This is a genomic window from Allobosea caraganae (genome assembly GCF_003351345.1).
Classification (GTDB): domain Bacteria; phylum Pseudomonadota; class Alphaproteobacteria; order Rhizobiales; family Beijerinckiaceae; genus Allobosea; species Allobosea caraganae.
The window spans coordinates 521,509-535,644 of the sequence record NZ_QQTO01000037.1 but is presented as its reverse complement, the minus strand read 5'-3'; the positions used below and the strand labels follow the sequence as shown (position 1 = coordinate 535,644).

Annotated in this window: 15 protein-coding genes; 9 read left to right on the top strand and 6 right to left on the bottom strand. The window is 68.3% G+C overall.

All coding sequences use genetic code 11. The annotated features are described in order from the left end of the window. The first annotated feature begins 5 nt into the window (after positions 1-5). A complete protein-coding gene (locus tag DWF00_RS26975) occupies positions 6-1,628 on the top strand; it encodes a peptide chain release factor 3 (protein WP_114828122.1) in 1,623 nt (540 codons plus the stop codon). A 164-nt stretch (positions 1,629-1,792) separates the two neighbouring features. On the opposite strand, the gene DWF00_RS26970 is transcribed toward DWF00_RS26975, so the two are convergent. After that, entirely contained in the window at positions 1,793-3,091 is a 1,299-nt protein-coding gene (locus DWF00_RS26970; RefSeq protein WP_114828123.1) for an aminotransferase class V-fold PLP-dependent enzyme, read from the bottom strand. A gap of 145 nt (positions 3,092-3,236) precedes the next feature. Between DWF00_RS26970 and DWF00_RS26965 the strand changes: the two genes are divergently transcribed. Next, positions 3,237-3,824 (top strand): glycoside hydrolase family 19 protein, encoded by a 588-nt coding sequence (locus DWF00_RS26965; RefSeq protein WP_181832524.1) that lies wholly within the window; start codon positions 3,237-3,239, stop codon positions 3,822-3,824. Positions 3,825-4,022: 198 nt separating this feature from the next. Here the strand turns inward: DWF00_RS26965 and DWF00_RS26960 are convergent, their stop codons facing one another. Beyond that, on the bottom strand, positions 4,023-5,177 hold the full coding sequence (locus DWF00_RS26960) for a trans-sulfuration enzyme family protein (protein ID WP_114828125.1): 1,155 nt from the start codon (positions 5,175-5,177) through the stop codon (positions 4,023-4,025). A gap of 107 nt (positions 5,178-5,284) precedes the next feature. Here DWF00_RS26960 and DWF00_RS26955 point away from each other — a divergent pair, with 107 nt between their 5' ends. After that, positions 5,285-5,794 carry a TspO/MBR family protein gene (locus DWF00_RS26955; protein WP_245974328.1) on the top strand — a complete coding sequence of 170 codons (510 nt, stop codon included), beginning with the start codon at positions 5,285-5,287 and terminating at the stop codon, positions 5,792-5,794. Positions 5,795-5,800: 6 nt separating this feature from the next. Here the strand turns inward: DWF00_RS26955 and DWF00_RS26950 are convergent, their stop codons facing one another. The 3 genes from DWF00_RS26950 to DWF00_RS26940 form a co-directional block, all read right to left on the bottom strand. Further along, the gene (locus DWF00_RS26950; RefSeq protein ID WP_114828127.1) at positions 5,801-6,175 is read right to left on the bottom strand and encodes a response regulator; all 375 of its coding nucleotides are present in this window, start codon (positions 6,173-6,175) and stop codon (positions 5,801-5,803) included. Between the two features lie 2 nt (positions 6,176-6,177). After that, positions 6,178-6,738, bottom strand: a complete 561-nt coding sequence (hpt, locus tag DWF00_RS26945; protein ID WP_114828450.1) for a hypoxanthine phosphoribosyltransferase — start codon at positions 6,736-6,738, stop codon at positions 6,178-6,180. 159 nt (positions 6,739-6,897) lie between these two features. Further along, the gene (locus DWF00_RS26940; RefSeq protein WP_114828128.1) at positions 6,898-7,701 is read right to left on the bottom strand and encodes a zinc-ribbon domain-containing protein; all 804 of its coding nucleotides are present in this window, start codon (positions 7,699-7,701) and stop codon (positions 6,898-6,900) included. A gap of 294 nt (positions 7,702-7,995) precedes the next feature. Here DWF00_RS26940 and ftsE point away from each other — a divergent pair, with 294 nt between their 5' ends. The 5 genes from ftsE (at position 7,996) to DWF00_RS26915 (ending at position 12,078) form a co-directional block, all read left to right on the top strand. After that, the gene (gene ftsE, locus DWF00_RS26935; protein ID WP_181832525.1) at positions 7,996-8,655 is read left to right on the top strand and encodes a cell division ATP-binding protein FtsE; all 660 of its coding nucleotides are present in this window, start codon (positions 7,996-7,998) and stop codon (positions 8,653-8,655) included. After that, positions 8,642-9,607 carry a cell division protein FtsX gene (locus DWF00_RS26930; RefSeq protein WP_114828129.1) on the top strand — a complete coding sequence of 322 codons (966 nt, stop codon included), beginning with the start codon at positions 8,642-8,644 and terminating at the stop codon, positions 9,605-9,607. The genes ftsE and DWF00_RS26930 overlap by 14 nt, the downstream gene beginning before the upstream one ends. Positions 9,608-9,793: 186 nt before the next feature. Next, positions 9,794-10,492 carry a YdcF family protein gene (locus tag DWF00_RS26925; RefSeq protein WP_114828130.1) on the top strand — a complete coding sequence of 233 codons (699 nt, stop codon included), beginning with the start codon at positions 9,794-9,796 and terminating at the stop codon, positions 10,490-10,492. A 218-nt stretch (positions 10,493-10,710) separates the two neighbouring features. Further along, positions 10,711-11,463 (top strand): lysophospholipid acyltransferase family protein, encoded by a 753-nt coding sequence (locus DWF00_RS26920; protein ID WP_114828131.1) that lies wholly within the window; start codon positions 10,711-10,713, stop codon positions 11,461-11,463. Positions 11,464-11,685: 222 nt separating this feature from the next. After that, on the top strand, positions 11,686-12,078 hold the full coding sequence (locus tag DWF00_RS26915) for a hypothetical protein (protein ID WP_114828132.1): 393 nt from the start codon (positions 11,686-11,688) through the stop codon (positions 12,076-12,078). Between the two features lie 123 nt (positions 12,079-12,201). Here the strand turns inward: DWF00_RS26915 and DWF00_RS26910 are convergent, their stop codons facing one another. Beyond that, on the bottom strand, positions 12,202-12,771 hold the full coding sequence (locus tag DWF00_RS26910) for a gamma-glutamylcyclotransferase (protein ID WP_245974327.1): 570 nt from the start codon (positions 12,769-12,771) through the stop codon (positions 12,202-12,204). A gap of 114 nt (positions 12,772-12,885) precedes the next feature. On the opposite strand from DWF00_RS26910, the gene DWF00_RS26905 reads away from it, so the two are divergent. Further along, on the top strand, positions 12,886-13,935 hold the full coding sequence (locus DWF00_RS26905; protein WP_181832527.1) for a DUF2125 domain-containing protein: 1,050 nt from the start codon (positions 12,886-12,888) through the stop codon (positions 13,933-13,935). Positions 13,936-14,136: the final 201 nt, after the last annotated feature.

Genomic DNA, 14,136 nt, shown 5'->3' with positions numbered 1-14,136 from the left:
GCGCCATGACCGATATCTCGACCCTGGATAGCCCGGCTGCGGCGGAGGCGCCCTATGCGCGCCGGCGCACCTTCGCGATCATCTCGCACCCGGATGCGGGCAAGACGACGCTGACCGAGAAGCTGCTCTATTTCGGCGGCGCCATTCAGCTCGCCGGCGAGGTGCGCGCCAAGGCCGGGCGGCGCCAGACCTCGTCCGACTGGATGAAGATCGAGCGCCAGCGCGGCATCTCGGTCGTCACCTCGGTGATGACCTTCGAATATGCCGGGCACGTCTTCAACCTGCTGGACACGCCGGGCCACGAGGACTTCTCGGAGGACACCTATCGCACGCTGACGGCGGTCGACTCCGCCGTGATGGTGATCGATGCCGCCAAGGGCATCGAGGCGCGCACCAAGAAGTTGTTCGAGGTCTGCCGTCTCCGCGACATCCCCATCGTCACCTTCATCAACAAGGTCGACCGCGAGACGCGCGATCCGTTCGACCTGATCAACGAGATCGAGACGACGCTGGCACTCGACGTCGCGCCGATGACCTGGCCGGTCGGGCGCGGGCGCGAGTTCGTGGGCACGCTCGACTTCGCCTCCAACACCTTCCGCCGCAACCAGAAGGGCGACGAGAGCGACGCCGGCACGCCGGTCGCCGGCGAGGACGACAAGCTCTTCGACGAGCTCCTGCCGAACGGGCTGGCCGAGACCTGGCGCGAGGAGGTCTTCCTGGCGCGCGAGGGGCTGAAGCGCTTCGACCTCGAATCCTTCCGCGAAGGGCATATGACGCCGCTCTATTTCGGCGCGGCGCTGCGCGACTATGGCGTGCGCGACCTGATCGACGCGCTCGGCCGCTACGCGCCGAGCCCGCGGGCGCAGGTGGCCGACAAGCGCCTGATCGAGGCGGGCGAGGCGAAGATGACCGGCTTCGTCTTCAAGATCCAGGCGAACATGGACCCGAACCACCGCGACCGCATCGCCTTCATGCGGGTGTGCTCGGGCAAGCTCTCGCGCGGCATGAAGGCGAAGCTGGTGCGGACGGCGAAGCCGATGCCGCTCAACGCGCCGCAATTCTTCTTCGCCCGCGACCGCTCGATCGCCGAGGAGGCCTATGCCGGCGACATCGTCGGCCTGCCGAACCACGGCACCTTGCGCATCGGCGACACGCTGACCGAGGGCGAGGACATCGTCTTCAAGGGCGTGCCGAGCTTCGCGCCGGAAATCCTGCGCCGCGTCAAGCTCAAGGACGCGATGAAGGCGAAGAAGCTGCGCGAGGCGCTCCAGCAGATGGCGGAGGAGGGTGTCGTCCAGCTCTTCCTGCCGCATGACGGCGCGCCCGCCATCGTCGGCGTCGTCGGCGCGCTGCAGCTCGACGTGCTGAAGGAGCGGATGGAGGCGGAGTATTCGCTGCCTGTCGATTTCGAGCCGTGCCAGTTCGCGATCGCGCGCTGGGTCTCGAGCGAGGACAAGCTGGCGCTGGCGAAGTTCGTGGCGCTGAAGCCCTCGTCGATGGCGGATGATCTCGACGGCGACCCGGTCTTCATGGCGTCCAGCCAGTTCACGCTGAAATACGATTCCGAGCGCGTGCCGGAGATCAGCTTTTCGGATGTGAAGGACTACCAGAAGGTGGCGAAGGGGTAGCGCGACCTGCCCCCTCTCCCCCTGCGGGAGAGGGTTGGGGTGAGGGGTCGCGCGACGCTTGCGGCGCTTCGTCTCAGCCACGCCAACCGGAAACGATGGCGCGACCCCTCATCCGACCCGCCTGCGGCGGGCCACCTTCTCCCGCAAGGGGAGAAGGGAAGAACTCAACCCGCCCGATTACCCGACACCACCGCCAGCGCGGCGACGAACCGGTCCAAGTCGGCCTCCATGATGTAGGGCGCCGGCGAGATGCGGATCGTGTCGCCTTTGGCGACGCCGCCGCGGCGCACCGTCATCACCTTGTGCTGGTCGCGCAAGCTCGCGACGATCGCGTTGGTCTCGGCCGCCGTGCGCTTGCCGGTCAGCGCGAAGGAGGTGATGCCGGCGACCATGCTCGGATCGTCCGGGGTCTGGATCTCCACACCCTTCAGCTCGCGGGCCTTCGAGACCCAATAGTTGCGCAGGTGGCGATAGCGCGCCTCCTTGGCCTGCGGGCCGATCTCCTGATGCAGCGCCAGCGCCGTGGGGACGGCGAGCTGGGCGGCGAAGTTCGGCGTGCCGGTGTGCAGGCGCGAGCGCACGTCGTCGGCCTTGAAATCCTCGTCGCCCATGTAGGAGTCGATGTCGGCGAGGCGGTCCTTGTTGATGTAGATCATGCCTACGCCGAGCGGCGCGCCGATCCACTTGTGCAGGTTGAAGCCGATGAAGTCGACGCCGAGGTCCTTGGCCTGGAAGTCGACCTGGCCCCAGCTATGGGCGGCGTCGAGGATGACGTCGACGCCACGCGCCCTGGCCATGGCGGCGAGCTCCTTGACCGGCATCATCAGGCCGGTGCGGTGGCTGATATGGGTCAGCAGCAGCAGCTTGGTCTTCGGGTTGGCCTTGAGCGCGCCGTCGTAGGCGTCGAGCACGGCCTGGCGGGTGGCGGGCTCGGGGATGGCGAACTTGACGACGTCGACGCTGCGGCGGCCCTTGAGCCAGTTCATCGCATACTGCATCGAGTCATAGTCGAGATCGGCATAGAGCACGGTGTCGCCGGGCTTGAGCTTGTTGTAGCCGGAGATCAGCGCCTGCAGCGCCTCGGTCGCGCCGCGCGAGAGGGCGATCTCCTCGCGGGCGACGCCAAGGAAGGCGGCGAGCGGTGTGCGGACATCGTCGAGGTCCTTGCCGATCTTGGTGCGGGCATAGACCGTGTTCTCGAAATTCACGAAGTCGGTCAGGCGCTTGTACTCGGCCTTCACCGGCTCGGCCATGATGCCCCAATAGCCGTTTTCGAGGTTCACCATATCGGGCGTGACGCTGTAGAGGTTACGCACGGCGGTCCAGTAGCTCGTGTCGGCGCCGATATTGGCGGTCGGCAGAGCCGGCAAAGTACGGGCGGACGCGGGCCTGGCCTGGGTCATCAGCGCGGCGGCGCCGAGACCGAGCAGGAGCGCGCGGCGGTTGGTTTCGAGAGCTTGCATGGTCGTCACCTCCTTTGGGAATGGCCGGAGCTAGCGAGGCGCTGTTTCAGCGCTGTGACGATTTCGGGGATAGTTGCTTCGGCTTATCCCCGGCGCTCCGAGCGGCCGCATGATGGCGCTTTTCCACCCTTGGGGAGCGCTGCGAATGTCGATGTTTGGATGGGCCGAGACGGTTGCGGACCTGCCGGAGCCGCCGACTCTGGCCGTCACCGAGGAAAAACTTCGCCGGCTGGTGCCATCAGGCAAACCCGCGATCATCGCCGGCATCGCCGCCGGCTTCGACTGGCAGGCAGCGGATTACGGCGTCACGACGCGGCTGCGCCTCTGCCATTTCCTGGCCCAGGCGGCGCATGAGACCGACAGGTTCCGCACCCTGCAGGAGTATGGCAACACGGCCTATTTCGCGCGCTACGAGGGGCGGCGCGATCTCGGCAACGTGCAGCCGGGCGACGGTGCGCGCTTTCACGGCCGTGGTGTCTTCCAGCTCACCGGCCGGTCGAACTACCGGCGCTATGGCGCGCTGCTCGGGCTCGATCTCGAAGCGAACCCTGAGCTGGCGAAGGACCCGGCGATCTCGCTCGCCATCGCCTTCGCCTATTGGCGCGAGCGCGGCATCAACGAGGCTGCGGATGGGGATGACGTCGTGCGCGTGACGCGGCTGATCAATGGCGGGCGCAATGGGCTGGCCGAACGCACGCGGCTGCTGGCGGTGGCGAAGGGGATTTGGCTGTGAGGTTCGCGAGAAGGGCGCGGGAGCCCCTCTCCTGTAAGGAGAGGGGTGGGGGTGAGGTGTCGGCCGTTTGACGCTGTAGCTGTGAGCTAACCGCGGCGGCTGGTTCAGCTTCACTGGTGTTCTGGCCTACACCTCACCCTGCCCTCTCCTTACAGGAGAGGGTTCCCCGCGCTTTGTTCGGTTGCCGGTAGAGGTCGTCTACGCGTGCCCAACCCTCAGCGCCTGGTCGATATCGGCGTAGAGGTCCTCGACATCCTCGATGCCGGTCGAGAGGCGGAGCAGGTCGGTCGGGCAGGGCGAACCGGCGCCCTCGATCGAGGCGCGGTGCTCGATCAGGCTCTCGACGCCGCCGAGCGAGGTCGCGCGCTTGTAGAGTTCGACATGGGCAGCGGCCTTGACCGCAGCCGCCTCGCCGCCGGTGACCTGGATCGAGAGCATGTAGCCGAAGCCGCCCTCCATCTGCCGGGCGGCGATGTCGTGGCCGGGATGCTGCGGCAGGCCGGGATAGAGCACGCGCGCCACCAGCGGATGGGCCGACAGCTTTTGGGCGAGCGTCATAGCGGAGGCCGATTGGCGCTCCTGGCGGACATGGAGCGTGCGCATGCCGCGCATCAGCAGATAGGCCTCGAACGGGCCGAGGATGCCGCCCTGCATCTTGCGTACGGTCTTGACGCGGCCCCAGAACTCGTCGTCCTCGCGAGCGCAAAGCGCGCCGGCGACGACGTCGGAATGGCCGTTCAGCACCTTGGTGGCGGCATGCATGACAATGTCGGCGCCGAGCGTCAGCGGGCGGGTATGGACCGGCGAGGCGCAGGTCGAGTCGACCGCAAGCTTCGCGCCGGCGGCATGGGCGATCTCGGCGGCGCCGGCGATGTCGGTGATGGTCCAGAGCGGGTTCGAGGGCGTCTCGGCCCAGACCAGCTTGGTGACGCCCGGCTTCACCGCCGCCTCGAGCGCGACGAGGTCGTCGGTCTCGACGAAGTCGATCTTGAGGCCCCAGCGCGTCGCCTCGGTCAGCAGCCAGGAGCGCAGCGCCCAGTACATCACCTTGGAGGCGACGACATGGTCGCCCGGCGAAAGCGCCTGGAAGACGGCAGTCGCCGCCGCCATGCCGGAGCCGAAGAGCAGCGCGCCGGCCTTGGCCTCCTCGAGCATGGCGAGCACGCTTTCGGCTTCGCGCGTCGTCTCGTTATCGGGGCGGCCGTAGACGAAGCCGGAGCTGTAAGCGTTGTCCTCATCGCGGATATAGGTCGTGGCGATGTGGATCGGCGGCACCACCGCCTTGGTCAGCGGGTCGATCTTGCCCATGGCCTGAGCGGCGAGCGAGCGGGGATGGAGCGTGCGCTTGGTCATGGAGTGATCCAATTTGTCCACTATAGTGGATGTTTCATTTCATTCCGCGAGGTCTTGCGCAAGCGCCATGGCTTGTTCCCAGCGCAGGTGCGGCCCATGCTGGGGACATGAAACCCGCGACCGGACCGTGCGTTGCCGCCTGCATGCCATTCCTGCAAGCCGCCATCCTAGCACTCATTCCGGTCGTCGCCGCTTCGCTGCTCGGTAGCACCGTGACGTTTCCGCAAATTCCCACGTGGTATGCCGGCCTCGTCAAACCGCCGTTCAACCCGCCGAACTGGCTGTTCGCGCCGGTCTGGACGACCCTCTTCGCGATGATGGCGTTCAGCGTCTTCCGCGTCCTGCGGCTGCCGAAGGGGATGCCGGGCAGGCGTGGAGCGCTCGCCGCCTATCACGTCCAGCTCTTGCTTAACGTGCTCTGGTCCTGCGCCTTCTTCGGATTGCAGAGCCCGGCCGCCGGGATCGTGGTGATTCTAGCGCTGCTGGCGATGATCGTCGTCACCATCGCGCGGTTCCGGTCGTTGGACCGGGTTTCAGCGAACCTGTTTTGGCCATACTTCGCCTGGGTCTCGTTCGCGACACTGCTCAACGTCTCGATCTGGTGGCTGAACCGCTAAGTTGAGTCAGCCGATCGAGCGCTCGATCACCTTCAGGACCGTCGTGCGCAGGTCGGCGATGGTGAAGGGCTTGGTCATCACCTCCGAGACGATCGCCTCCAGGCTCTTGGCGCGCTCGCGCTGCTCGGCATAGCCGGTCATCAGCATGATCGTCAGCTCCGGGAATTCCTGCTTGGCGGCGAGCGCCAGCGCGATGCCGTCCATCAGCGGCATGCGGATATCGGTCAGCAGCAGGTCGAAATGACCCTTCTCGGCGATCAGGATATCGAGCGCCTCGGCGCCATCCGCCGCCATCAGGCAATCATGCCCGTCGAGCGAGAGGCCGCGCGCCACCAGCGTGCGCAGGGCCTCCTCGTCATCGACCACCAGAATGCGCGACATCGTCAGATCCCGGGCAGGCCGGCCTGGTCGGCCGTCTCGATGACGCCGACATAGGGCAGCTGGCGATAGGCATGGGCGACGTCCATGCCGTAGCCGACGACGAAATAGTCCGGGCATTCGAAGCCGACATATTCGGCCTGGATGTTGACGGCGCGCTTGCCGGGCTTCTCCAGCAGCACCGCACTCGCGACCTTCTTGGCGCCGCGCGCAGCCAGCAGGTCCTTGGCGAAGGCGAGCGTGCGGCCGGATTCGAGGATGTCGTCGACCAGCAGGACCTCGCGGCCGCGCACGTCGCTCTGCACGTCGCGCAGGATCTCGACCTGCCCGGAGGAAATGGTGGCGGCGCGATAGCTGGAGAGGTGGACGAACTCGACCTGCGGCGTCATGCCGGCGCGGTGCATCGCCCGGATCAGGTCGGCGACGAACATGAACGAGCCCTTCAGCACCGCGACCACGAGCAGATCGGCCGGCGCGGTGGCGGCGATCTCCCGCGCCATCTCCTCGTTGCGGCGCGCGATCGCCTCCTCCTCGTAGAGAACCCGGATACGCTGGGCCTGCGGCATGTCGTTCACGTCCTTTCAGGCCGTCCCGGTGCTCCGGCGGCCGCTCCTGCGTAGAGTGCTACGCGGTCCCATCCTAATCGCTGGTGTATGCGATCCCGTCCGGCGGAATGATGTGGGCTTTGAGGGCCGGGGACAAGCGCGGGCGCGGCTGAATCTGCGTCAGCGCGCGCTGGCGAGCCCGGTCGGCCTGGCCGTGGTGAAGCGCACCTGCACGGATTGCCCGTTCTCCGGCGGCGTCGCGAGCCGGGCGCGGAAGCGGACGAGCTCGGAGGGCTCCAGGCTCGCGCGCGGCGGCTCGGCGGTCCAGGTGTAGAGCACCTGATCGGCCGCATCCTTCACCGCGATCTCGATCAGCGGCACCTTGGCGGCGGTTTTGGTGACGTTGGTGACGTCGCCCTCGACCACCAGGAAGCGGCCCTGGAGATCCTGCACCAGGCCGCTCTCGATGCCGGTCAGGCTGAGGCCCCGGACATTGACGGGCAGGCCGAGCTTTTCGAACACGATTGCGAGCTGCGGCGCACTGCGCACGGCAAGGTCGCGCTTCCAGGCAATGAGGCCGAGGACGGCGAAGCCAGCGAGCGCCAGGGCGGCCGGGGTCCCGAGATTGCGCAGCCTCGCCGCCAGCGGCGGGCGCGGCGCGCTGCCGCGGTCCTTGCGGCGCCGGCGCGCGGAAGCGGGCGCCCCGGCCTGAGACGGCTCGGATTCGGTGGCGCGCTCTGCCGTCAACGCGGAGACTTCGGCGTCGATCTCGGCGGCGCGGCGCAGCTCCTCGTCGAGCAGGGCCGCGGTCTCCTCGCTGCTCGGTGCCTCCGGGAAGGCGGGGAATGCTTCTTGCAGCTCTCGCGCGGGCTCGACATGCCAGAGATTCTGGCAGCTGGCGCAGCGCACCTTGCGCCCGCTCGGGCCAAGCTTGGCGGCATCGAGCTCATAGCGGCTGGCGCAGGACGGGCAGGTGATCAGCATGGCCTTGAGGACGCGTTCCTCTGTGAATTAACGTAAGGTCATCATCGGAGCCTCGACCGCCGGGGCAGGCGGTTCAAGCCTTCGGCGGCGCAGCCGGGCGCGCGGCAGCCATTGGCGCAAGTTATGGTTAACGCCTCGTGAAGAACTCTGCCCCATGGTGGCCAAACTGGCCCTGCAAGGCTTTCCGTCGGCGACGGCTTGGGGTGTAGGATCGCAACCGGGATTCGCAGGGCGTGCGGAGAGGTCGTTTGAGAATTCGCAAACGTCTCTGAAGAGAGAGCTGGGGAACGGGATTTGGTTCGCTTCGAGAATGTCGGCCTGCGATACGGCATGGGCCCGGAGGTGCTGAAGGACATCAACTTCAGCATCGCGCCGCGTTCGTTCCAATATCTCACCGGCCCGTCCGGCGCCGGCAAGACCACGCTGATCCGCCTGATCCTGATGGCGCTGAAGCCGACGCGCGGCCTCGTCAACCTGTTCGGCCAGGATGTCTCGCGGCTGGATGCGACGACGCTGACCGCCTTCCGCCGCCGCATGGGCGTGGTCTTCCAGGATTTCCGCCTGCTCGACCATCTCACCGTCTACGAGAACGTGGCGCTGCCGCTGCGCGTGCTCGGCAAGGAGGAGGCGAGCTACCGGGCCGAGGTCGTCGAGCTCCTGCGCTGGGTCGGGCTCGGCGAGCGCATGCATGCGGTGCCGACCGTGCTCTCCGGCGGCGAGAAGCAGCGCGCCGCGATCGCGCGCGCGCTGATCGGCCGGCCCGAGCTGCTGCTGGCCGACGAGCCGACCGGCAATGTCGATCCCGGCCTCGGCCGGCGGCTGCTGCGCCTGTTCATGGAGCTGCAGCAGCTTGGCACTGCCGTGGTGATCGCGACGCACGATATCGGGCTGATGGAACTCTACGACGCGCCGCGCCTGGTCCTGGCCGACGGGCATCTGCATGTCGACGCCTGAGCTCGCCGAGGACGGCGACGGCGAACGGGCCGAGCGCGCCCTGCCGTCCAACCTGCGGCGCGACAAGCCGCTCGTGCCGGTCGATGCGGTGGCGGAGCGGGCGCTGCTCGCGGTGATCGCCATCATGACCTTCCTCGCCTCGCTCAGCGCCGGCGCGGCCCTGCTGACGGCGCGCGCCTCCGAGCAATGGCGCGGCGCTGTCGCCAACGAGATGACGATCCAGATCCGGCCCGATTCGCGCCGCGACATCGAGAAGGACGTGGCGCGCGCCGCCGAGATGGCGCGAGGCGTGGCGGGGATCGGCGAGGTCCGCGCCATGTCGAAGGCCGACTCGGACAAGCTGCTCGAGCCCTGGCTCGGCACGGGGCTGAACCTCGTCGAGCTGCAGGTGCCGCGCCTGATCGTGCTGCGGCTGACCGGCACGGCGGGAGCCGATGTCGCCGTCTTCAAGGACAGCCTGCGCCGGGAGATCCCGACCGCGATCCTCGACGACCACCGGCTCTCGCTGCGCCGGCTCTCGACCATGGCCAACACGATCATCCTGGCCGGCCTCGCGATCGTGCTGCTGGTGCTGACGGCGGCGGCGCTCGCGGTCGCCTTCGCCACGCGCGGCGCCATGGCCGGCAGTCGCGACAGCGTCGAGGTGCTGCACCTGGTCGGCGCCGACGACGCCTTCATCGCGCGGGAGTTCCAGAGCCGCTTCATCAGGCTCGGCCTCAAGGGCGGCGGGGCGGGCGGCCTGGCCGCGCTGGTCGCGATCGCGGCCCTCGGCTTCCTCACATCGAGCCGGAGCGCCTCGCCCGGCTCGGAGCAGCTCCAGGCGCTGTTCGGCGCGTTCGAGATCGGCTGGTCGGGCTATGCGGTGGTGGTGCTGGTCGCGGTCATCGTCGCGGCGATCGCGGGGCTCGTCTCGCGCTTCACCGTGCGCCACTATCTGGGCGTGCTGACATAAGTTGTTAAGTTCTGGGGCAGGGCGGGGTTTTTGGTGCCGCTCTTATGCCCGATTGCCGGTTTAGCTAGGCAAGACATGGTGATGACTGAAAGCAGGCAAGGGCATGGTGAGCTGGCGATAAGCACGGGCGACAGCGCGGCAGATACCGTCGCGCGCGGCAGGAAGGGCTCCGCGAGGGGCTGGGTCATGCGTCTGGCGCTTGCAGCGGGCTTGGGACTGATGGCGAGCTTCGTCATCGGCTACGCTCAGTTTGCCTCCAGGCTGGCGCTGCGAGAGCCCGTCGCCGTGCCGCGCACCGACGCCATCGTCGTCGTCACCGGCGGTTCGCAGCGCATCGGCGACGCCATCGGCCTGCTCGGGGCCGATCGCGGCTCGCGCCTGCTGATCAGCGGCGTCAACGAGAAGACCGGCCGCGAGGAACTCGCCAAGCTCAACCCGTCGTCGCGCGAACTGCTCGCCTGCTGCGTCGACCTCGACTACCGCGCCCGCAACACCATCGGCAACGCCATCGAGGCCCGGCGCTGGGTGCGCCAGCACGGCTTCGGCTCGCTGCTGCTGGTGACCTCGAACTACCACATGCCGCGCACCGCGGCCGAGTTCAGCCACGCCATGCCCGGCGTGCGCATCGTGCCGCACCCGGTCGTGACCGAGCAGATCGACACCACCGGCTGGTGGAACGAATGGCGCGCGGCGAAGGTGCTGGTGCCGGAATATGCCAAATATCTCGCGGCGCGGCTGCGCAGCATGGTCGAGGACGACCCCGAGACCTCGCGGCTTTCGGTGATCATCGGCGGGCGCAAGCCGGTCTCGCCGAAGCCGCCGGACGCGCTCGGGCCCGAGCACGAGAAGCGCACGCGGGCAGAGCCTGGCCAGCGCGGCGGTTAGAGCCTGCTGCGATCAAGCAGAAACCTTCGCGTCATCCCGGACAAGCCGCGTTTGCGGCGCAGCTCCGGGATCCATCGTAGGGCTCCGGGCTTTACGATGGATCCCGGAGCTCCGCTTCGCTCCGTCCGGTATGACGGCGTTTGATTCTGGCAAATCTCAGCGTGCTCCGGAGACCGACAGCGCTTGACGGCGGCCGCGCGCCGGGCTCTTTGCCCGCCATGCTCGTGCTGCGCTCGCTCCTCATCACCGTCCTGTTCTACGTCAACCTGACGCTGTGGCTGATCTTCGCGGCGCTGCCGTCGATGGTCCTGCCGCCGCGCTACCTGCTCGCGGTGTCCGTCGGCTGGGTGCGCAGCACGCTCTGGCTGCTGCGGGTCGTGGTCGGCATGCGCTACGAGATCACCGGCCTGGAAAACATCCCCCCAGGCGGCATCATGGTGGCGGCGAAGCACCAGTCGACCTGGGAGACGCTGGTGCTGGTCACCCTCTTCCGCGACCCGGTCTTCATCCTGAAGCGCGAACTGACCTGGCTGCCGCTGTTCGGCTGGTGCCTGAAGAAGCTGCGGATGATCCCGGTCGATCGCGGCGCGCGCGCGCGCGCGCTCGCCGGCGTGATGCGGCGGGCCCGCGTCGAGCTCGGCGAGAAGGGCCGCCAGCTCCTGATCTTCCCGGAGGGCACGCGCCGCCCGGCCGGCGCGCCGCCGGACTACAAGACCGGCGTGATGCATCTTTACGGCGACCTCAACGTGCCCTGCGTGCCCGTCGCGCTCAATTCCGGCCTGTACTGGCCGCGGCGCGGCTTCCTGCGCTGGCCAGGCACGATCCGCGTCACGATCATGGAGCCGATCCCGCCGGGCCTGCCGAAGGAGCAGTTCCAGGCCTTGATGCAGGAGCGCATCGAGACCGAAAGCGACCGGCTGCTCGCGATCGGCCGGGCGGAGCTCGCCGCGCTCGGCTATCGCGGCGCCTGAGAGCCCGTTTGACAATTCTACTGGCGCAGCTGTCTGCGCTTCCGGTCCTCATGGACGATAGTCCGCTGCGCTCCGGTTCTCGACAACCGGGCCAGTCGGCTCACGCCAGCGAATTCCCAAACGGGCTGGGCGCGCTGCCGCCTCCTGACAATTCCTGACAGGGTGCCGCTTGACTTCGGGTCGCTTCGTTCTCATTTTGTTCGAGAACAAAGGAGCAACGACATGGCTGCCCTGGCTTACCAGACCTCACTGGATTTCGACGCTGTCGTTCACGAGCCGGTCGCGCGCGAAATGCCGCTGCGCAGCACGGTGGGGATGGCGGAGCGCCGCTTCACCGCCTGGCGCGGCCGCTCGGGCCGGCGCTATGTCGCCTCGGTCTTTTCGATCACGGACGATCACGCGCTCGGCTTCAGCGATGCCGTGCTGCTCGCGGTCACGGCCGAGCGCCAGATCATCGCGGCGCGCGAGAGCGGGCCCTTCGGCATCGAGGCGGCGCTGACGCGCTGGCGCCGCTCGGTGGCGATGGCGGGGGCGGCCGAGATCCACATCCATCTGCTCGCCGAGGACGGGCTCTCCCGCCGCGCCGCGCTGCTCGACCTGATGCCCGAGGTTTGAAGCTCCGGACTGGCCTCCGCCGTCATGCTCGGGCTTGTCCCGAGCATCCACGTCTTGCGACGCGGATGGTGAGACGGAGACGTGGATGGTCGCCACAAGGGCGACCATGACGGAGAGGGCGAGTTAAAGCGGCGGGCGCGGATGCGTCAGGCCCGGCGCCAGCGCTTCCGCCAGCTCGGCCAGGACCGGATCGAAGATGCCCATCTTGTGCAGATGGTCATGGGTGCGCAGCACGTAGTCGGGGTTCTCGCCCGAGCTGCCGCGGCCCTGCCTGACCAGCTTGAGCAGCTCCGCCGCCGGCAGGCGCCCGGCATATTGCAGGTGCTTGCGGTCGGCGACGTAGACGACAGCCTTGACCCGGCGGCCATCCTCCAGCGTCACCACCAGATGCCGTTCGAGATAGACCGAGGTCGCCTGCTCGCGCTCGCGCAAATAGGCGATGGTCTCGTCGGCATGCCCGGCCGCGACCCGAAAGGCGAGGCCGCGGCAGGTGCCGCCGCGATCGAGCCCCAGCACGAGCCCCGGCCGCTCCGGCGTGCCGCGATGGACATGCGAGAAGACGCAGAGCGAGCGATGGTAGCCGCTCAGCCTGGCCGCGACGCTCTCCTCGAAGGCGAAGCCGGGCCGCCAGATCAACGAGCCATAGCCGAAGACCCAGAGATCGCCGGCGCCTGCATCCGCAATCATCGTCATCCCACAATTTGGCCGTGTGGCCCTGCTTGATGGAGCGCTGCTCGCGCCGTACTGGCGCTTCCAGCGATCGGGAGCTAACAATCCCGGCGCCTTCACGCAATGGATCAGGCCTGCATGACCGCTCCCATCCCCGCGCGCCGCAAGAGCCGCTTCTGGCTCTACGCGCCGTTCGTCCTGCTCGCGCTGATCGCCGCCGGCTGGTCCGGCTTCTGGTTCTACGTGCAGGGGCGGGTGACCGAGACGCTCGACAACGCGCTGGCGCGCGAGGCGCAGGCCGGCCGGAGCTGGACCTGCGCCGACCGCAGCGTCGGTGGCTATCCCTTCCGCATCGAGGTGCGCTGCGCGTCGCTGACCCTGACCTCGACGCGCTGGGGCGACCTGGTGAGCGTGCAGACGGGCCCGAGCGTCGCCGTCGGCCAGATCTACACGCCCGGTCTCGCCATCGTGCAGGTCACCGGCCCGCTTCAGGCCAGCCTGCCGGAAGGCCGCAAGCTCAACCTGGGCTGGAAGCAGTTCGAGGCCAGCGCCGCGCTCACCCTGTCCGGCTTCGAGCGGCTCTCCCTTGTGATGGCCGAGCCGAACGGCGTACTGACCGCGCCCGGCAAGGCCGACGAGACCTGGCGCGCGGCGCAATTCGAGCTCCATGCCCGGCGCAACCCAACGCGTCCAGCCACCGACCAGGCCACCGACATCGCCGTAAGCACCAAGGGCTCGGTGCTGCCCGGTTTGGATGCTCTGATCGGCAATGCCGAGCCGGGCGATCTCGACCTTCAGGCCACGGTGACGCAATCCGTCGCCTTCCGCCGCGGCTTCAACCCCGATGCGCTGGAGACCTGGCGCGCCGCCGGCGGGCTGATCGAGCTGACCAAGCTGGCGACGACCAAGGGCACGGCGCGGATCGAGGCGAGCGGGCGCATCCTGCTCGACCCGGCGCATCGCGTCTCCGGCCAGGTCAACGCCGCCGTCGCCGGCATCGAGCGCATCGGCGGCATCCAGGTCGGCGGGCTGATGGCCGGGCTCGGCGGGCTGCTCGGCGGCCGGCAGCCGCAGGCCGGCGCGACGCCGGGCCTCGTGTCGATCCCGCCGCTCGTGCTGCGCGACGGCCGGCTCTATATCGGCCCGCTCAGGGTGCCGGGCATCAATGCCGTGCAGCCGCTGTATTGAGGCTGCCGCCACTCGACGTCATTGCGAGCACCCGGGTCTTGCCTTCGGCAAGCCCGAGTACAGGCTCCGCGAAGCAACCCAGGGGGGCTCGCTCACCCGGTCCCCCTGGGTTGCTTCGCTGCGCTCGCAATGACGGTTGAGGGTTTTGCGAGCGCAGCAGCGCCCATGAAAAAGGGGGCGGAAACCGCCCCCTTCTCGTCT